The organism is Chitinophaga nivalis, from assembly GCF_025989125.1.
GTDB lineage: Bacteria > Bacteroidota > Bacteroidia > Chitinophagales > Chitinophagaceae > Chitinophaga > Chitinophaga nivalis.
In genome coordinates this window covers 2,804,873-2,824,648 of record NZ_JAPDNR010000001.1, presented here as the reverse complement: position 1 = coordinate 2,824,648, position 19,776 = coordinate 2,804,873, and the positions used below count along the sequence as shown (strand labels likewise).

General features: G+C 48.6%; 19 protein-coding genes. 16 read left to right on the top strand and 3 right to left on the bottom strand.

Annotated features, from left to right (window positions below; genetic code table 11):
- Nucleotides 1-62: 62 nt before the first annotated feature.
- Nucleotides 63-1,004 carry a DUF2279 domain-containing protein gene (locus tag OL444_RS11545; RefSeq protein WP_264733049.1) on the top strand — a complete coding sequence of 314 codons (942 nt, stop codon included), beginning with the start codon at nucleotides 63-65 and terminating at the stop codon, nucleotides 1,002-1,004.
- Here OL444_RS11545 and OL444_RS11540 read toward each other — a convergent pair whose 3' ends face one another.
- Entirely contained in the window at nucleotides 1,005-1,502 is a 498-nt protein-coding gene (locus OL444_RS11540; protein WP_264733050.1) for a phosphoribosyltransferase family protein, read from the bottom strand. It lies immediately after the preceding gene.
- Nucleotides 1,503-1,613: 111 nt separating this feature from the next.
- On the opposite strand from OL444_RS11540, the gene OL444_RS11535 reads away from it, so the two are divergent.
- From OL444_RS11535 to OL444_RS11485, 11 genes are all read left to right on the top strand, one after another.
- Nucleotides 1,614-2,936, top strand: coding sequence for a 4Fe-4S dicluster domain-containing protein (locus OL444_RS11535; RefSeq protein ID WP_264733051.1), 1,323 nt, complete (start codon nucleotides 1,614-1,616; stop codon nucleotides 2,934-2,936).
- Nucleotides 2,937-2,985: 49 nt separating this feature from the next.
- Nucleotides 2,986-3,765 (top strand): (Fe-S)-binding protein, encoded by a 780-nt coding sequence (locus OL444_RS11530; protein ID WP_264733052.1) that lies wholly within the window; start codon nucleotides 2,986-2,988, stop codon nucleotides 3,763-3,765.
- A 118-nt stretch (nucleotides 3,766-3,883) separates the two neighbouring features.
- Entirely contained in the window at nucleotides 3,884-4,390 is a 507-nt protein-coding gene (locus tag OL444_RS11525; RefSeq protein ID WP_264733053.1) for a hypothetical protein, read from the top strand.
- Nucleotides 4,391-4,569: 179 nt separating this feature from the next.
- Nucleotides 4,570-5,982, top strand: a complete 1,413-nt coding sequence (miaB, locus tag OL444_RS11520; RefSeq protein ID WP_264733054.1) for a tRNA (N6-isopentenyl adenosine(37)-C2)-methylthiotransferase MiaB — start codon at nucleotides 4,570-4,572, stop codon at nucleotides 5,980-5,982.
- A 61-nt stretch (nucleotides 5,983-6,043) separates the two neighbouring features.
- The gene (locus tag OL444_RS11515) at nucleotides 6,044-7,288 is read left to right on the top strand and encodes a sigma-54 interaction domain-containing protein (RefSeq protein WP_264733055.1); all 1,245 of its coding nucleotides are present in this window, start codon (nucleotides 6,044-6,046) and stop codon (nucleotides 7,286-7,288) included.
- Between the two features lie 24 nt (nucleotides 7,289-7,312).
- Nucleotides 7,313-7,834 (top strand): LptE family protein, encoded by a 522-nt coding sequence (locus OL444_RS11510; RefSeq protein ID WP_264733056.1) that lies wholly within the window; start codon nucleotides 7,313-7,315, stop codon nucleotides 7,832-7,834.
- A gap of 139 nt (nucleotides 7,835-7,973) precedes the next feature.
- Nucleotides 7,974-8,981, top strand: coding sequence for a DUF8458 domain-containing protein (locus tag OL444_RS11505; RefSeq protein WP_264733057.1), 1,008 nt, complete (start codon nucleotides 7,974-7,976; stop codon nucleotides 8,979-8,981).
- A gap of 5 nt (nucleotides 8,982-8,986) precedes the next feature.
- Nucleotides 8,987-9,352, top strand: a complete 366-nt coding sequence (secG, locus tag OL444_RS11500) for a preprotein translocase subunit SecG (RefSeq protein ID WP_264733058.1) — start codon at nucleotides 8,987-8,989, stop codon at nucleotides 9,350-9,352.
- Between the two features lie 157 nt (nucleotides 9,353-9,509).
- On the top strand, nucleotides 9,510-10,562 hold the full coding sequence (mltG, locus tag OL444_RS11495; RefSeq protein ID WP_264733059.1) for an endolytic transglycosylase MltG: 1,053 nt from the start codon (nucleotides 9,510-9,512) through the stop codon (nucleotides 10,560-10,562).
- 36 nt (nucleotides 10,563-10,598) lie between these two features.
- Nucleotides 10,599-11,558: a YihY/virulence factor BrkB family protein gene (locus OL444_RS11490; RefSeq protein WP_264733060.1), complete on the top strand. Its 960-nt coding sequence runs from the start codon at nucleotides 10,599-10,601 to the stop codon at nucleotides 11,556-11,558.
- Nucleotides 11,559-11,674: 116 nt separating this feature from the next.
- Nucleotides 11,675-12,283, top strand: coding sequence for a redoxin family protein (locus OL444_RS11485; protein WP_264733061.1), 609 nt, complete (start codon nucleotides 11,675-11,677; stop codon nucleotides 12,281-12,283).
- Between the two features lie 69 nt (nucleotides 12,284-12,352).
- Here the strand turns inward: OL444_RS11485 and OL444_RS11480 are convergent, their stop codons facing one another.
- The gene (locus tag OL444_RS11480) at nucleotides 12,353-14,881 is read right to left on the bottom strand and encodes a M14 family metallopeptidase (protein ID WP_264733062.1); all 2,529 of its coding nucleotides are present in this window, start codon (nucleotides 14,879-14,881) and stop codon (nucleotides 12,353-12,355) included.
- Nucleotides 14,882-14,947: 66 nt separating this feature from the next.
- On the opposite strand from OL444_RS11480, the gene ggt reads away from it, so the two are divergent.
- The 4 genes from ggt to OL444_RS11460 are packed head-to-tail and all read left to right on the top strand — an operon-like array spanning nucleotide 14,948 to nucleotide 18,708.
- Complete coding sequence (gene ggt / locus OL444_RS11475; RefSeq protein WP_264733063.1) at nucleotides 14,948-16,654, top strand: gamma-glutamyltransferase; 1,707 nt, start codon at nucleotides 14,948-14,950, stop codon at nucleotides 16,652-16,654.
- A 37-nt stretch (nucleotides 16,655-16,691) separates the two neighbouring features.
- Nucleotides 16,692-17,219, top strand: a complete 528-nt coding sequence (locus OL444_RS11470) for a DUF1572 family protein (protein ID WP_264733064.1) — start codon at nucleotides 16,692-16,694, stop codon at nucleotides 17,217-17,219.
- 4 nt (nucleotides 17,220-17,223) lie between these two features.
- Nucleotides 17,224-17,649: a hypothetical protein gene (locus tag OL444_RS11465; protein ID WP_264733065.1), complete on the top strand. Its 426-nt coding sequence runs from the start codon at nucleotides 17,224-17,226 to the stop codon at nucleotides 17,647-17,649.
- A 9-nt stretch (nucleotides 17,650-17,658) separates the two neighbouring features.
- Nucleotides 17,659-18,708, top strand: coding sequence for an aminotransferase class I/II-fold pyridoxal phosphate-dependent enzyme (locus tag OL444_RS11460; RefSeq protein ID WP_264733066.1), 1,050 nt, complete (start codon nucleotides 17,659-17,661; stop codon nucleotides 18,706-18,708).
- 72 nt (nucleotides 18,709-18,780) lie between these two features.
- Here OL444_RS11460 and OL444_RS11455 read toward each other — a convergent pair whose 3' ends face one another.
- The gene (locus OL444_RS11455) at nucleotides 18,781-19,770 is read right to left on the bottom strand and encodes a DUF5007 domain-containing protein (RefSeq protein WP_264733067.1); all 990 of its coding nucleotides are present in this window, start codon (nucleotides 19,768-19,770) and stop codon (nucleotides 18,781-18,783) included.
- Between the last annotated feature and the right edge of the window lie 6 nt (nucleotides 19,771-19,776).

Below are 19,776 nucleotides of genomic sequence, written 5' to 3'. Positions count from 1 at the left end.
ACCGGGAATGCAGGTGTGTACCTATTAACAACCGCATTCCCGGTCCTGTTTTATACACCTGCATGAAGTATCCGCTGATTATCCTGGCTTTCCTGTTGTATGGTGTGCATCACAGCTCCGCCCAGGAGCGCGTTACTTTCACCACCCTGCCGGATACCACCCTGCCTTCCCGGGTGTGGATGCTCAGCGGCACCACGGCCGTACTGTATACCTCCGGCCTGATGGCCCTTAACAAAGCCTGGTATAAAGACTATCCCAAAACGTCTTTCCACTTTTTTAATGACATGGGTGAATGGAACCAGATGGATAAAGCCGGCCATGTTTTCAGTGCTTATTTTATCGGAAAATATAACCGGGAAATGTGGCGCTGGTCGGGCTTACCACGCCGGCAACAGATCTGGATCGGAGGATTGAGCGGCCTCGCCTATCAGTCGGTGATTGAAATACTCGATGGCTACTCCGGTAAATGGGGGTTTTCCTGGGGCGATATGGGCGCCAATGCCATAGGAGCCGCTCTGCTCATCGGTCAGGAGCTGGCATGGGATGAACAACGGATACAACTGAAATTTTCCTTCCATCCGGTACAATATGAGGAGCCCGCGTTAAAACGCAAGACAAACGAGCTTTTCGGCACTACCTACCTGGAAAGAATGCTGAAAGACTACAATGGACAAACCTACTGGCTTTCCGTCAATCTCCATTCCTTCAACAAAAACAGCTGGCTGCCCAAATGGCTGAATATTGCAGCAGGCATGGGCGCCGCCGATATGTATGGCGGCCGGGATAATACCTGGACCGATCAGAAAGGCGTACACCATGACTACAGCGGCAACCCGCGTATCCGGCAATTTTACCTGTCACCGGATGTGGACTTCACTAAAATCCCCACCCGCCGCAAAGGCGTCAGGGTATTGTTTCAGGTACTGAATATGTTGAAATTTCCTGCACCGGCACTGGAGATCAACTCCCGCGGTCAGGTAAAAGTACATGCGGTCTATTTCTGATTATTCAAAATAAGCGGAAATGATTTCTTCTCCGTTCATCTCCACCAACACCATATCCTGCAAGGTGGTAGCCAGGGAATAACCTACAAAATCCACGGATAAAGGAAATGATTTGTGCCGGCGGTCTACCAGTACAGCCGTTTGTATTTTTTTAGGAAGAAATTGCAACAGGGGTTTCAGGGCATATAACATGGTACGGCCGGAGTTGGCAACATCATCTACCACCACCACTACTTTATCATTGAAGTCAATATCCTCGGAAACCGTTACTTCACCAGGCTGTTGTTTATTCAGCCGCAGCTCAATAATCTGAATCTTCAACGGAGAGATCTGCTGCAGGATGGCAGCAATTTTATGGGCGATGATCACGCCCCGATCCCAGATACCGGCCAGGATGATATCGGTACCATCGCTGTTCAGTTCATAGATTTCGTAAGCGATACGTTCTATTTTTTTCTGAATAATATCCTTCGTAAGAATGATGTTCCTGCTTTCCATGCCCGCAAAAATAAGTAATTCGGCTTTAGCTGTTCGCTTTTGCGCTAAAAATACTGTGGCTAAATGTGGATACCTAAAAAAAACATAAATTAGGGTGTCAAATCTGAAATAATGCGAATAGTACAAGAGTTGTTATTTGTAATTCTCTTTGCGGCAGCCGTTTATCTTTTCTCGAAAAAGGTGCGCCAGATAAGGAGAAATATCCTGCTGGGCCGAGATAAAGACCTGAATGATCACCCCGATCTCAGGTGGAAAAATGTATTCCTGCTGGCTTTCGGTCAGAAAAAAATGTTCCGCAACCCGCTCGTTGCCATCCTGCACTTCTTCGTGTATGCCGGCTTCCTGATTGTGAATATCGAAATCCTGGAAATTATCCTGGACGGTATTCTGGGACAACATCGTTTATTCGTTCCCGTATTGGGAAGTTTATATCCGGTATTAGTCGGTGCATTTGAAGTATTGGCGGCACTGGTATTAGCCGGTTGTGCCATCTTCTTCGTGCGCAGAAATATCCTTAAGCTGAAACGCTTTATCAGTAAAGACCTGGATGGGTGGCCCCGTTCCGACGCCAACTACATCCTGATCACGGAAATCGTGCTGATGGTGTTGTTCCTGACCATGAATGCGGCCGACCAGGCACTGCAGGCAAGAGGTGTGGAACATTACGCCGTTACCGGCAACCTGCTGGTATCCGGCCTGTTTACCCCGCTGTTCAGCGGCTTCTCCGACGGTACGCTGGTACTGATAGAACGGGGTTGCTGGTGGCTGCACATTGTGGGTATCCTGTGTTTCCTGAACTATCTCCCCTACTCCAAGCACCTGCATATTATACTCGCCTTTCCGAATGCTTATTATGCCAGCCTGGAACCGAAAGGAGAAATGGAGAATATGCCGGCCGTACAACAGGAAGTACAGCTGATGTTACAGCCGGAACTGGCCGCCAATGCGCCTGCCAGCGATACCATGCCGAAGTTTGGCGCCAAAGATGTATTTGACCTCACCTGGAAAAATCTGCTCGACGCCTACAGCTGCACCGAATGTGGCCGCTGCAGCGCCGCCTGCCCCGCCAATATCACCGGCAAATTATTATCACCCCGTAAAATCATGATGGATACCCGCGACCGCCTGGAAGAAGTAGGCCGCAACATCACGGCCAACGGCACTTTCACCGACGACAGCAAAACCCTGCTCCGCGATTATATCAAAGAAGAAGAACTGCGCGCCTGCACTACCTGCAACGCCTGTGTACAGGAATGCCCGGTGAGTATCAGCCCGCTGGATATCATCCTGCAGCTGCGCCGTCACCTGGTGATGGAAGAATCCAACGCTCCGGCAGAATGGACCGGGATGTTCAGCAATATCGAAAACAATATGGCTCCCTGGAAATTCAGTATGGACGACCGCGATAAATGGGCCATGGAAATAAACGGATAATCGGCTACCGCCCTTTTCCCTTGTATTCATCTATCGATAAAAACAGCACATGTATATAAAGACAATGGCAGAATATGCCGCAAATGGAGAAACACCGGAAGTACTGTTCTGGGTAGGCTGCGCCGGCAGCTTCGATCAGCGTGCACAAAAAATTACCAAAGCATTTGCTACCATATTAGATAAAGTAGGCGTACAATTCGCCATCCTGGGCAAGGAAGAAAGCTGCACCGGTGATCCGGCCAGAAGAGCCGGTAATGAATTCATCTTTCAGATGATGGCCCAGAACAACATACAATTACTGAATATGTACGGCGTAAAGAAAATAGTAACGGCCTGCCCGCACTGTTTCAATACGCTCAAAAATGAATATCCCGACCTCGGCGGCAACTATGAAGTGATTCACCACACTACTTTCCTGCAGTCGCTCATCGATGAAGGAAAAATCAAACTGCAGGGTGGCGGCACTTTCAAAGGCAAAAAAATCACCTACCACGACTCCTGCTACCTCGGACGGGCCAACGATATTTATGAAGCACCCCGAAAAGTACTGGAAATACTGGATGCAGAGCTGATAGAGATGAAGCGTTGCCGCAGTAAAGGTTTGTGCTGTGGTGCCGGTGGCGCCCAGATGTTCAAGGAAGAAGAAAAAGGAACCATCCGGATCAATGCCGACCGGGGTAAAGAAGCCGTAGATACCGGCGCCACCGTGATTGCCTCCAACTGTCCTTTTTGTATGACCATGCTCACAGACGGCGTGAAGGAATCCGGTAAAGAAGACGATGTGAAAGTATTGGATATCGCAGAAATGATTGCGCAAAGCATGGCATAATAATGCCATATAGGTAGATGCCCGCCAACGAGGCGATACACCAGCAACAAGAGACGAATCAGGGAAGTAAGGGGGCAAATGCGTCCTCCTTCCAGCGTAAATGCCTAAATTTGTATTTATGAACAAGCATACATTTTTTCCTGCAGGCTTTTCTCCGGCCTCCAGGGTTTGGATATACCAGAGTAACAGGCCATTCAATGAGCGGGAAATAGCGGAGATCAACGAACAACTCGAACAGTTTACCGGCCAGTGGAATGCCCACGGTGCGCCGGTGAAAGGATGGGGCCAGGTGATCATGAACCAGGTGATTGTATTACTGGCAGACGAAAGCCAGACCACCGTCAGCGGTTGCAGTACCGACAGCTCGGTACGCATCATCAAAAGCATCGAAAGGCAATATGAAGTAAATATGTTTGACCGGCTGCTGCTGGGTTTTGTGGTAAAGGATAAGATAGAACTGTTACCCATGGCGCAATTGTCTTACGCCCTGGAAAAAGGTTATATCGACGAAAACACCCTTTATCTCAACAACACGGTGCTTACCAAAGCAGAACTGGATAGCAACTGGCTGATTCCTGTAAAGGACAGCTGGCTCGCATCCAAGCTCGCCGCCAGACAGGCATAATATAAAAGAAATTACTTCCTGCGCCTCTTCGGAAAGATAAAAGCGGCTCTACGCTGCCCTTCTTTTTCTGAAGAGGCGTTTTACTTTTGGGAAAGGGTAATTCTATTTCTTTTATCTGCCATTCTGGCATTTTCCCGTTTTTATTGCTTATTTTTGCCCACCAAAATTTTTGTCAGGAAATGCTGTATCAGGATACCAAAGCACATGATGAAAGCCGCCAGGGGGAAGCTTTTGCCCCTGAAACGACTAGTACTCAGGTATTTAATAAGAAGTTTTATATAGAAAGCTATGGTTGTGCAATGAATTTCAATGATAGTGAAATTGTTGCCTCCATACTGAGTGGAGAAGGATATGGTCCTACCCGGAATGTGGAAGAAGCCAGTCTTATTCTCCTGAATACCTGTTCCATCCGGGAAAAAGCAGAACAAACCGTACGCAAGCGGCTCACCGAGTTCAAACAGATAAAACGCGCTACTCCCAACCTGCTCGTAGGTGTATTAGGCTGCATGGCCGAACGCCTGAAAGGCAAATTGCTGGAAGAAGAGAAGCTGGTGGACCTGGTAGTAGGTCCGGATGCCTACCGCAGTTTACCCGCCCTCATCGCAGAGGCGGAAACCGGCCAGAAATCCGTGAACGTATTGCTGAGCAGGGAAGAAACCTATGGCGACATCAGCCCGATCCGACTGGACAACAACGGCGTAACGTCGTTTGTATCCATTATGCGGGGATGTAACAATATGTGTACTTTCTGCGTGGTACCCTTCACCCGGGGCCGGGAACGCAGCCGCGACGCCTATTCTATCGTCAGGGAAGCCAGAGAGCTGTTTGAAAACGGCTACCGGGAAGTAACCCTCCTGGGCCAGAACGTAGACTCCTACTACTGGACCAACGATGCCGGCGATGAAACCGTTACGTTCTCCATGCTGCTCGAACGCGTAGCCCAGATCGATCCGTTGCTGCGGGTACGTTTCAGCACCTCTCACCCGAAAGATATTACCGACGAAGTGTTGTATGTGATGCAACGGTATGAAAACATCTGCAACTATATCCACCTGCCGGTGCAAAGCGGCAGCAGCCGGGTATTACAGCTGATGAACCGTACCTATACGAGAGAATGGTATATCAGTAAGGTAAAGCGTATCCGGGAGTTGCTGCCCGACTGCGGCCTGTCTACCGACATCATCACCGGTTTCTGTACCGAAACGGAAGAAGACCACCAGGATACGATGAGCATGATGAAATACGTGCAGTATGACCTGGCATATATGTACTTCTACTCCGAACGGCCGGGCACCCTCGCAGCGCGCCGCTACCAGGATGATATTCCGGAAGAGGTAAAGAAAAGAAGGCTCGCCGAAGTAGTAGCCATTCACCGCGAAAACTCCCTGCGCAATATGCAGCAGGACCTGGGTAAAACCTTCAAGGTACTGGTAGAAGGCACTTCCAAAAAATCTGCCGAAGAACTCTATGGCCGCAATGATCAGAATAAAGTAATCGTATTCCCGAAAGAAAACTTTAAAAAGGGAGATTATGTTATGGTGAAGGTAGAAAGCTGTACTTCCGGTACACTGATCGGTAAAGCAATCAGCTGATTGTTTTAGCGCCCCTTTGGCATAACACATTTTTAACCATCAAACAGGAGATAAACCGCTTATGGACATACAGGCTATAAAAAACAGGTTTGGCATTATCGGTAATAGTCCCGCGCTGAATTACGCGCTCCAGGTAGCCGTGCAGGTAGCCAATACGGACCTCACCGTGCTTATCAACGGCGAAAGCGGCGTAGGGAAGGAAGTATTTTCACAGATCATTCATGCACTCAGTGCCCGTAAACATAATCCGTTTATCGCCGTTAACTGCGGCGCTATCCCGGAAGGCACCATCGATTCGGAGCTTTTCGGCCATGAAAAAGGCTCTTTCACCGGCGCTGTGGATAGCCGTAAAGGTTATTTTGAAACCGTTAACGGCGGTACCATTTTCCTGGATGAAATCGGGGAAATGCCGCTGGGAACACAGGCACGTTTATTACGTGTACTCGAAACCGGTGAATACATCCGCGTAGGTTCCTCCAAAGTACAGAAAACAGATGTACGCGTGATCGCCGCCACCAACCGCGATTTGCTGGAACGTACACAACACGGTAAATTCAGGGAAGACCTGTATTACCGGCTCAATACGGTCCCCATCCGCGTACCTGCCCTGCGCGACCGCAAAGAAGATATTCCGTTGCTCTTCCGTAAATTCTCGGTAGACTTCTCTGAAAAATATAAAACACCTTCTATCCAGCTGGATGAAGAAGCACGTACCCTGCTGGTAAATTATCCGTGGCGGGGAAATGTGCGGGAACTGAAAAACATTGCAGAACAGATTTCTGTATTGTCTTCCGATAAACTGGTGACCGGCAGTGACCTGAAACGTTTCCTGCCGGAAATACCGGAAGTAAACCGCCTGCCTATGCTCGCCGCGCCGCAGCAACAAAGCGGCAACGACTTTGCCAGCGAAAGAGACATTCTCTACAAGCTGTTCTTCGACATGAAAAAAGATGTAACAGAAGTAAAGAAAATGTTCTTCGATATCCTGCAGAATCCCAGTATGGCGCATCCTACAGAATATCATCATCCCGACAATCATGTACTGCACACCTACCCTTCCACTGCAGAAGTAAATACGCCTGCTGCCACCAATATCGGTAACGCACAGCCGATCATCCTGCAGGATAATAAAATAGACCTGCATGAAGAAGTAGAAGAAACCCTGTCTATTGCCGACAAGGAGAAAGAACTGATTGTAAAGGCGCTGAAAAAACACAAAGGAAAACGTAAAGACGCAGCACTCGATCTGGGTATCTCTGAAAGAACGCTGTACCGCAAACTGAAAGAGTATAACATTGCCGAATAAACGAATTTTAATATCAATACCACAATGATCAAAACTATTTATGTATGCATCGCTTTAGCGGTGCTCGCCGTATGGAGCGGCTGCAGCGTTAATTACTCTATGACCGGCGCCAGCATTGATCAGGGGGCCAGCACTGTGAACGTACGTTTTATTGAAAACAGAGCGCCGATTACCAACCCGACGTTCAGTCAGAAACTGACGCAGAAGCTGCGGGATAAAATCCAGTCGCAGACCAGGCTCACACAGGTAAATGAAAATGAATCAAAGGCAGATTATGAATTCAGAGGTACCATCACCGGTTACTCTTTCTCCAACGCTGCTGTAACCAACGTAGATCAGGCAGCTACTTCCCGTCTGAATGTTACTGTGAATATTACGTTTATCAAAAGAATAGGCGATAAAAAAGGATTCACCCAATCCTTTACCCGTTCTGCTGATTTCAGTGCCAACCAATTACCCAGCTCCGTAGAAAACGGGTTGCTCGACAACAATATCATACCCGGTATTGTTGATGATATTTTCAACCGGGCATATGCAAACTGGTAATTATTGAAATTTCTCAGCTTACACTTATCATAAGTATCATGTATTGGGCAGATGATTACCGCGAATGATTTTCGCGAATATCTTCTGCCCAATGCATGATCCGTTATTCGTAATTTAAATTTTCCTACATTAGCAACATATGACAGCAAACAGGCTCCTTGCACATATCTTTCTTAAGCCGGCACTGCAGCAGGTAGATGAAGCCACGATGGAACAGCTGGTAGCGAACCATCCATATTTTGCTGCTGCCCGGATGTTACTGGCCCGGAAAGTATATGACCGTACAGGTGACCTGCAGGATCCGGTTGTGACAACAGCGTTGTTATACAGCGGCCAGCCTCACCATTTTTATCAGTTCCTTACCGGCAACACTACCTGGCAGGATGCGGATCATCTCCCGACCGCTGCAATACCGGCAGCTGCGGGTAATTCCGAACCTGCTACCGCTGCGACACCGGAGCCACCGGCGATCATCAGCGACGATATAACTATGAACAACGATACAACACTGGCCATTGCTGACTTTGAAACAAACCAACAGACAGCAGCCTCTTCCCTTCCGGAAACAGCCGTGCCGGTACCACCGGTACCTGCTTTGGCCGAACCGGCAGCCACCCATAATGACTGGGTAACTGCCAACGATGATGAAACGATGCCGGCCGAGCCGATTAAAATATTTCCTTTGAAATTTACAGAAGAACCAGTAGCGACAGAACTTACCTTTCAACCTTTATATACGGATGATTATTTTGCTTACAAAAGGCTTAAAAACCCGGATGAAGCAGATGAATTAAACGATCAGGGCATGGCAGAAATGAAAAGTTTTACGTCGTGGTTGCGGGAAATTAAAGACAGCTTTGCCGGAAAAACCAGCAAAGACTGGTATCACCAGCAACTACACCGCATCTACGAAGAAGATGAAGAGCCGGAAGTATCTGAAACAGTGGAAAAGATGGCTATGGGCAGTATCACCTTCAACAATGATATTGTGTCGGAAACACTCGCTGATATCTGGGTGCGGCAGCACCAGTACGAGAATGCCATTAAGATATATCAAAAATTAAGTTTGCTTAATCCCGACAAAAACGCTTATTTTGCGCAAAAGATTTCTGAACTTAAGTCAAAAACAGACAAAAATAAACGGTAATATTTATGTTGTTAATTTTCGGTATCCTGATCATATTAGCCTGTGTGTTGTTAGGCTTTTTTGTGCTGATCCAAAACCCTAAAGGTGGCGGCTTGTCCGGTGCATTAGGTGGTGTTGGTAATCAGGTGATTGGGGTGCGTCAGACCACTGACGTATTGGAAAAAGGAACCTGGATACTGGCTGCTGTGATCGCAGTATTATGCCTGACCGCTCCGTTCTTCATTGGTAAAAGCAGCAAAGGCGGCCCTGTTAGCGCTCCTACTGCCGTAGAAAGAGCTTCTTCAGGCCAGGCAGCTCCGGCACCACAACAGGCGCCAGCTACCTTACCAGGTACAGGTACCCAACCTGCTCCCGCTCCACAGCCTAAATAAACTTATCTGAATAATAATTCCAGAAACCTCGCCGTTAAAGCGAGGTTTTTTTCATAGTGAATGAACGTAGTGTAGCCTTTGCAGTCATTGCTGACTTTTCCGGATAAACTTCATTCGCCGCCCATCATCATCCGTAACCTGTTGTTACATACTATCTATGGCAAAACGAATCAAACAGCCCAGCAAACGGTCCGTTTGGATAAAACGCGCACTGGTTATCACCGGGTGTCTCGCCGCAGGCGCACTCGTATACACCTCCTACCGGGTGTTTGGTCCCAATACCCGATCTTTTGGCGACAACAAATACTTTTATGTACGTACCGGCAGCACATATGCCAATGTACTGGAAGGACTGGAAGAACAAGGTATTGTGCGCAACCGCAGCAGCTTCAACTGGGTGGCGAAAGAACTGGACTATCCTGCCCGGGTAAAAGCCGGCCGGTATAAAATTACGCCCGGCATGAGCAACTTTGATATTGTAAAACTGCTCCGCTCCGGCAAACAGTCGCCCGTACAGCTGGTGATCAATAAATTACGTACCCGCGATGATTTTGTGAGAAAAATATGTAATAACCTGGAAGCCGATTCTGTTGCCCTCCGGGCGCTGATGCAGGACCCCATATACCTCCGCCAGTTTAAACTCGACACCAATACTGTGATGTGCGCAGTATTGCCCAATACCTACGAATTTTACTGGAATACCGGTGCGGAAAGCGTTTTCAAAAAACTGGAAAAGGAACGGGAAGAATTCTGGACGGCAGACCGGCTGGAAAAAGCCCGCCACCTGGGACTTACCCCCAATGAAGTCACCATACTGGGTTCTATTGTAGAGGAAGAAACCAATAAAAACGACGAAAAGCCATTGGTAGCCAGCGTATACCTGAACCGCTACCGCAAGAATATGCGGCTGCAGGCCGATCCTACCGTGAAGTTTGCCCTGCAGGATTTCGGGCTGAAACGCATCCGGGAAAATCACACGCTGTACGATTCTCCGTATAACACTTACCGTTATTCGGGTTTACCTCCCGGTCCGATCTGTACCCCTTCTGTTAAAACATTAAATGCCGTACTCAATACACCGGAAACGGATTACCTGTATTTTTGCGCCAGATCTGACTTCTCCGGTTACCATGCTTTTGCAGCCACCTATGCAGAACACCTGGTAAACGCCAGAAAATACCAGGCAGAATTAAACAAAAGAGGTTATTAGCTAACTAACAGTCACTCAAAAAATTCAGGATAACAATTGGCGTTTAAACCCGAAAACATCATCTTCCGTTCACGTCCTTACCGATGGCTGGTAAACAGGAGTAAAACCCTGATATTACCCGGCTTCGAAGGGCTGCCCCTGTATGATGTACTGAAATATTTCGGGCAGGAAACCAAAAACAGGGGCCTGGGCGACCGGGCACGGGCCATCTCTTTTAACTTCCTCCTCGCCATTCCGCCTTTTTTCATCTTCTTGTTTACATTGGTACCCTACGTACCGGTACGGAATATTGAAGCCACCCTGTACGACCTGGCGCAGGATCTCACGCCCAACTACAACACCTACATGATTGTACGGGGCATGATCCACGACTTCCTGTACACCCACCGCAACGGGTTATTGTCTGTGGCTTTTCTCATGGGCTTTTTCTATTCCTCCAACGGTGTAATGGGCATCCTGCGTTCCTTCAATAAAATTGAAGGCGCCGGCTTCCGCAAAAGGAAATGGTGGCAGAACAGGCTGATAGCCCTGCAGCTGACGGCTATACTGGTGGTATTGCTGCTGGTAACGGTGGCACTCATTATCGCGCAGGGGGCTACCTTGCGTTGGGTATTCAACCTGATTGGCATCAAAAGTACGCTGCTGCGCAATGTGATTGATATTGCCCGCTGGGTACTGATCATCATGTTATTCTATTCTGTCAACTCCGTCCTGTATCGCATTGGCGCCGCCACTACCAAAAAATGGAAATTCATTACCGCCGGTTCTGCCGTGGCCACCATCTTTATGATCGTGGTCACCATCGGGTTTTCCTGGTTTGTCAACCACTTTGGTAACTACAACAAGATTTATGGCTCTATCGGTACCATCCTGGTACTGATGTTATGGGTTTTCTTCAACTCCTTTATTCTCCTGGTTGGCTTTGAGCTGAATGCCAGTATCCGTGCCCTCAGCGATGCTGCCCGGGAAGAAAAAAAGCACCTGGCCAGGTTGTAACAAATATTTTTATTTTTTAATATTTTACTTTATCTTTCTTTATAATTGCTGTTGCCTGTTCAGCAGCATACTGTCGCATTATTTTAATTTTAGCAAGGACCTGAAAACTGTCTACTATGATGAAGTCCGCTCTTTATTTATCCTGTTGTACTGTTTTATTATCCTCTTTTCTGCCCATACGGGAGTTATCACTGGAATTGGGCGCACCTGTACCCCAGGCTAATGTAGCCTGCATGGATGTATCGGGAAAAGAGATTTCCCTGCAAACGGCCAAAGGGCCAAACGGACTGCTGGTGGTATTTGCCGGCAACCGCTGTCCGTATATGATACGAAACCAGGAAAGATTACGCCGGGCCTGCGCTTTTGCCCAACAAAACAATATCGGGGTGGCACTGGTAAACTCCAATGAGGCTACCCGCAATGATGGAGAGTCGTTGAGCATGATGAAAGCCTACGCTTCCCAGCAACAACTGCCGGGTTATTATCTCCTCGATAAAAATGCACTGCTGGCGGATGCCTTTGATGCCAACCACACACCGGAATGTTTCCTGTTTGATAAACACAACAAGCTGGTATATAAAGGAGGGATTGATGATAATCCGGGAAATGCCGATGCGGTAAAAGTACCGTTGCTGCAGAATGCCCTGAATGAAATGCTGGCCGGCAAATCCGTTACCACTGCTGCTTCGGGCAGCCTGGGCTGTAACATTAAACGAAAACTATAATAAACAAACAGGGAACATCATCCGGCATTACCGGCTGATGTTCCCTGTATATCTTTTTAATAGCTGTATTTATTGTCCTACCAGGAATACGGCGTTGCTGAACAACAGCTTACCATTTTCCCAGAAGCTTCTGAACAAAGGATTATCTGCCATAATAACGATCTCGCCATGGCCCATATCCTTTACACCGAAAATAAGTCCGTCTTTCAATTGCTTGCGGGTTTCAGTACCTACAAAACCACTGAGATAACTGTCCTTTTTAAGTACGCCTACATTCCAGCCATCATTGTCGATGAAATCGTACAGGCGGCTGTCCTGTTTCAGCGTATAATAAAAGGCCGGGTAACCGAAGGCCAGCGGATGCGTTTCATCCAGCTGCACTTTATAGATAGCACCAGGAATAAACTGTTTTACGCTTTCCCGCTCGCGGTTAGCATACGGTTTCAGGGCTTCATAAGGAGATTCCTGCGCGGCTTTATCTTTGGCAGCTTTGTTATCTTCTTCTTTTTTCAGCTTAATGCCCCACTCTCCTTCTGTCAGCTGTGCAGCGGCGCCTTCCAGCGCAATCAGCTTACCACCGTTGTTCACCCAGGATTTTAAACGATCCGCTGACGCTTTTTCAGACAGCGAACGATAGTAGCCATCCGGTAAAATCACTACATCTGTTTCTTCCAGATTTACCTCATCCAGATTTCGTTCATTCACCACCGTTAGCGGGAAGTCCAGCTGCTGTTCAAAGAAATGCCAGATTTCGCCGGTACCCAGCGAAGATACTTCATCTCCCATCAGTAAAACCACGCGTGGTGCTTTGATGTAACGGATTTTATCGGACCCGAAGTCCATGCCCTTATCAACAAAACCGCTGGAAACAGCATCCAGGGATATTTTGAAGCGATTGGCCTGTGAGGTAATGAATTGATCGAAAGCAGCGCCTTTAGCAGTATTCCCCGCCCGGGTAATCACCAGCGTACCAGCCGGAAAATCTTTGCTGCCTACTGTGAAAGGTACTTCTGTGAACCTTACTTTGATATCCTGTTGCAGCAATGCCGCCAGGAATTTTACATCCCGCAGGCTATTCCATTTAGCCAGGTAAGCATAAGGATGCTGCGCTACCAGCGGCGTGTTGTTACGTACAGCTGGTGCATCTGCCGCAGGTGTCAGCGGTTGCTTCACGGCATAGGCAGGTAAGCCATACGCGTAAGGCAATGCCCAGGCAGTAATATCGTAGGTAACAGAATCTGTCAGATGAGAAACCGGCTCAAATAATACCCGCAGCATATTGGAATGCGGCTGATAGGCGTTGATGACCAGGTCTTCTTTATCGATGGTAAAGTTTTCTGTTTTGCCGGTGAAGTAGTTGAACCCACTGGAACTGCCGGTGCTGGTACCAAAGCCAAAGGCGATGTTGTTTTTACGCAGCAGTTCAGCCAGGGTATTCAGTTTTTCTGTATTACCCGCCGCTTTGATCACATAGGATTTATAACCACCCTGCGGATCTTTTTTAGCGCGATCAAAGTACTGTACATATTCACTGATAATTTTTCCGGCGTTCTGTGCCGCTACTTCAATGGTAGACATTCCCGTGGTAAAGTGGTGAGCTATACGGTCTGTGAGGGTCAGCGTGTCACCATCCCTTTTCTTCACCGCCACGCCGGCACGGCCACTACCGCCCTGTTCAAAGGTCATACCGATAGCGCCATTGTACATGGGATAGGTATCGCCATAGCTGGGATAAAACAGGTCGAACCGTTCTTTGGTAAAGTACAGCCATCCCTGCTCATCAAAATACTTTGCATTATTTTTTCCGATCATCACCTGTAACTGGCGCTGCCAGGGGGTAATTGCATCGTGGAAAGGTTCTGCTGCCGGCGCAAAATAATACGGCGCTTCTATTTCCTGTTCGTGGAAGTCCACATGAATCTGTGGCATCCACTGGTTATATTTTGCCACCCGTTGCTGGGATTCCTGCTGCGTTTGCCAGGCCCAGTCGCGGTTCAGGTCAAAGTAATAGTGATTGGGTCTGCCGCCAGGCCACGGTTCATGGTGTTCGCGGGAATAGCGGTATACATTGGGTTGTTTGCCCCGGGTTGCATTGTAAAAATTGACATACCGGTCATGCCCGTCCGGGTTCAGACACGGATCGAGGATCACCACCGCATGCTGCAGCCATTGCTGCGTTTGTGCATTACCGTTATTTACCAGTTCATACAGCGTCTTCATAGACGCTTCCGTGGAAACGGCCTCATTGCCATGTACGTTGTAACTCAGCCATACCACTACCGGCTGGCTGCCGTTGCCGTTATCTTTGGCATTGGACATAGCGAGACTGCGTTGTCTGATGTCGTCCAGGCGGGAGAAATTTTCCGGAGAAGCTACCACCGCCATCATCAGCGGGCGGCCTTCATAAGTGGAACCATATTGTTCTAGCTTCACATTTTTAACGCTGGCGGCTACTGTTTTAAAATAATCCACCACTTTGTAATGCGGCGTGAACTGTGAACCCAGGGGATACCCTAGAAATTGGTCGGGAGTCGGCACCTGCGCATGCATACGGGAAAAGCCAAGCGACAGGAAAGCCAATAAAATAAGTCTGCGCATAGAAGCGATCGGTTTGGTTACGTAAGATAGGGATTGTTTTCTTAATTTAGATGCAAACAACTGATCATGCGTTTTCTGATTTTGCTGGGAATAGCCGTGTGCAGTACCTATGCAGCCTGTGCCCAGGAGCCGGTTGCCGCACTACGGCCTTATAACTATAGTATTGATAAAGATATCAAGGTACTGCATGGCGCAGTTGTATCTGCACATCCGCTGGCCAGTCAGGCCGGTAGTATCATCCTGCAACAGGGTGGTAATGCGGTAGATGCTGCCATCGCCACACAACTGGCGCTGGCAGTGGTATATCCGGGCGCCGGCAATATTGGGGGCGGCGGATTCCTCGTAGCCCACCTGAAAGATGGCCGTAACATTGCCATTGATTATCGCGAAACAGCACCAGCAGCAGCCAGCAAGGATATGTATCTCGACTCGCTCGGCAACGCAGTAACTACTTTGAGTCAGGATGGCCACCTGGCCGCCGGTATTCCCGGTACGGTAGCAGGTCTTTTTGCCGCCATGAAATATGCCCGGCTTCCTTTTGCGAAACTGATTGCCCCGGCAATTCTTCTCGCAGAAAAAGGTTTTGCCATTACCACCGCAGAAGCCAATCTGCTCAATTCCTACAAAGCAGATTTTGAAAGACTCAATACCGGACCCACCGCTTTTGTAAAAGCACAGCCCTGGCAAGCCGGAGATACTCTTATCCAGAAAGATCTGGCTCATACGTTAACGCTTATACGTAACAAAGGCGCGGCAGGATTTTACCAGGGAGAAACCGCCCGGAACATCGTCGCTGAAATGCGGCGGGGCAAAGGGATCATCACCCTTAAAGACCTGCAGCAATATAAAGCCAAAGAACGTACACCGGTTACCTTTAACTATAAAGGCTATACGATATTGACCATGCCCCTTCCTTCCAGCGGCGGCATCTGCCTGCAACAAATGATGGGCATGGTAGAAAAATATCCGATCGCGCAATGGGGCTTTCACTCGCCGCAGGCGGTGCAGCTGATGGTGGAAGCAGAACGGCGTGCTTATGCCGACCGGGCGCAATACCTCGGCGATCCAGGTTTTGTAAAGGTACCGGTAGCACAGCTCACCAATAAAAAATACCTCGCTGCCCGCATGCAGGATTTTGTATCCATGCAGCCCGGCTCCAGCGATCACACCAAAGCCGGCGTATTTCCCCAGTCAGAAGAAACCACCCACCTCAGTGTGATGGATGCAGATGGTAATGCGGTAGCCGTGACCACTACTCTCAACGGGCATTACGGCAGCAGAACCGTGGCCGGCAAAGCAGGTTTCCTGCTCAACAATGAAATGGATGATTTCAGTGTAAAACCCGGCGTACCCAATATGTATGGCCTGGTAGGCAATGCCAGCAACGCCATTGCACCGGGCAAACGGATGCTCAGCTCCATGACGCCCACTATTGTATTGCAGCAAAATCAGCCGGTATATGCCCTCGGCACACCCGGTGGATCTACCATCATTACATCTGTTTTTCAAACACTCCTGAATGTGCTGGAATTCGGCCTCTCGCCTGCAGATGCGGTCAACAAACCTAAATTTCATCACCAGTGGATGCCGGATCTGATCTATGTGGAAGCCAGCTTCCCGGACAGCACCGTACAGGCCCTGCAACAAATCGGGTATAAAATAGAAAAACGTGCCCCTATCGGCCGGACGGAAATCATCAAAAGAGCACCGGCCTCCCGCTACCTGGAAGCTTCCGGCGATAAACGTGGAGACGACAGCGCGGCCGGCTACTAAATAACAGCCTTGCTTTACATTATTTAAAACATATTTTATGTCAATCGGTACGACTTATCTCCAGAGTGTAATACTCCGCCTGGAAACCAACAAAAAACTGGGTACTACCACCATCACCCGGCTGGACGCAGCACAGCTGCACTGGCAACCAGATGGAACTTCCAACAGCATTGCCCACATCATCAAACACCTGCACGGTAATATGTTGTCGCGCTGGACCGACTTTCTCACCACCGACGGCGAAAAATCAGGCCGGCACCGGGACCTGGAATTTGAAAACGATCAGCTGACCAAAGAACAACTCCTGGAATTATGGGAAACCGGCTGGCAATGCATGCTCTCTGCTATCGGCAGCCTGGAGGAAGCCGATCTGGAGAAAACGGTATATGTCCGTAGTGAAGCACACAGTGTGATCGATGCCATCAACCGGCAGCTGGCACATGTACCTTACCATATTGGCCAGATCGTATATGTAGGCAAAATGATCCTGCAGGGTAACTGGGAAAGCCTCTCCATTCCCAAAGGACAATCCGAAGCCTTCAACAAAGCAAAAACCGGCCGCTAAATACATGAAGAAACTACGTATCATCTGCACCGTTATCATCCTGGGTAGTATCCTGGGTAGTTGTAACACCGGCAAAACCAATCAGCTGCTGCAAGGCGGCAAATGGCGGGTATATGATGTGAAAGTACCCGCCGGCGACCCTTACAACAATACCCAGCAGATACAGGCCAAAGACCTGAAAAACGGCTACTACGAGGATGTGTACTACCAGTTCCTGCAGGATAGTATTTTTATTGCCACCATCGCCGGCAAACCGGATTCGGGTAAATACTTTATCCTCAGTAATGGTAAGGTCATATCCGTGACCGCGTCCAATGGTTCCCGCAAAACAGAGAACCTGGTATCAGTAGAACAACTGGATGCCACTCATTTCGATATGAAGGTGTTATCCGGAGATTTTCACTTCATCCTGCGTACTAAAAAAGAATAACCCATGTCTATGCATACCGATATAACACCCGGCAGAAGAGTACTTACCGCCGATGGCGACAGCCTGTTTTTCTCCGGATTTTCCTATCTCGGTCTGCATCAGCACCCCGCATTTAAAGCGGTGCTGACCACAGGCATTGAAAAGTATGGTACCTTGTTTCCTTCTTCCCGGGCAGGCAACTTACGGCTAACCCTATACGAAGAAACAGAACATGCCCTGGCCGTGTTGTTACAACAACAATCTGCCGTGGTATTTTCTTCCGGCTACCTGGCCTCGCAGGCAGCGGTACATTACGGCGCCAGCTGCGGCCAGCTGCTGTATGCACCGGAAGCCCATCCTTCGTTATGGCATCACCTGCCGGCATTGCCGCTACCCGACCGGGAAAAATGGCAGCACGACACCATTGTGCGCATCAACAGCCAGCCGGATAATACCTATGTGATTGCGGCAGATGCGGTGAATCCGCTTACCGCCACCATACATGCTTTCGACTGGCTGCAGGCCATTAACCGTAATGTACTGGTCATTATAGACGATTCGCATGGCATCGGTATACTGGGTAGAAACGGCGCTGGCAGTCAGGATTCACTGCCGGAAAATCCGGCCGTACGTTACCTGATTACCGCTTCACTGGCCAAGGCTTACAGTCTGGAAGGCGGTGTGGTAGCGGGTCATGCAGCAGATATCGCCGCTTTAAAACGGATGCCTTTTTTTACGGCCAGTACGCCGCTGATGCCTGCCAACGCCTATGCCTGGCTGCAATCTGCCGCACTGATACAAACGCAAAGACACCTGCTGCAACAAAACATTACGCACCTGCGTCACCTTACGGCAGATACCACCATCGTCAATCCACATGCTTTACCCATGTTCCTGTTGCCAGCTGACGAAAGCAAGCCTCCATTGGCCGATTTCCTGGCAGCACGACAAGTGGTGATCTCCAGTTTTGCCTATCCGCATCCGCATAGTACCCCGGTGAACCGGGCGGTTGTTACTGCCTTACACCTACCCGACGACCTGGTGACACTACATCGCCACCTGCAGGAATATGGTATATAAAAAACATAACGCCTTGCCGGGAAATCATCCTGGCAAGGCGTTATCAATGCAACGATACTCAAGGCTGGTGCATCAACCCGGCACCCGCGTAATTTTATCAATTCTGATTTCCACTACATAAGTACCTGCTTTCATCAGCCGGAACTGGAACAGCGGATTAATCGTACCTACCTTAGCAGATAAGCTGGGATCTATCTTCACAAACTTCATCGGTATCCGGTAATACATCAGGTAATTCCAGTTGGTGCCATTAGCCGAATACTTACTTAAAGGAAACGGCGCAATTTCGAAATTGCAGATCATGGACGTATCGGTATATTCGATTGGATGAAATCTCGCGTAGTTCTCAAAAATAGGACGGTCGCCGCGTTTGATAATCTCTCCGTTTTTCGGATTAAAAGGATTACCCAGTTTATCGGTGATTTTCAGAATCACCATAGCGCCGCTTTCCTTGATTTTAGTAACCGTTAATGTCGGAACAGGCATCGGTACAGTGGGGCTGCCATCGTCCGGGAACATATTACAGCCGGCAGAAGTTTCTTTCACCAGCTGCGGATCCGCGGTAGTAAGGGTACCAATATTTTTGTAGGTTTTGGACCCCGCCACATTGGATACTTCCACATCGTATTCATACGTTATCCCCAATGGCAGACTATCGGTTGCCCCGTTAAATACAAACTGACCACTGGGCAGGAATATAAAAGGCTGCAGACTTTTAAGCGCTCTTTTTTTATTCACCTGTTCAATGGTCGTATCTTTTGCCGGATCTACCGATGCCGTATATACGTAAACCGGGTAGGTTTTAAAAAATTCATCTGCATGCTTTTTATTATCGGCCCGGCGGATGTCCAGCAACTTTACTACCATTGGCTGAGTAGTACCATCCGGCAGAATGGCGGCTGTTTTCTGAAAAGGATTTCCCCGCTCTACGGTAATAGGTGCATCCGGCACATACAAACCCTCGCTCAGAAAACCTTCATCAATTTTTTTACAGGCAGTACCCAGCAATCCAATCATTACGGCAGTACTCAGCAGTTTTCTTATGTTATATTTCCCTGACATGTTTTA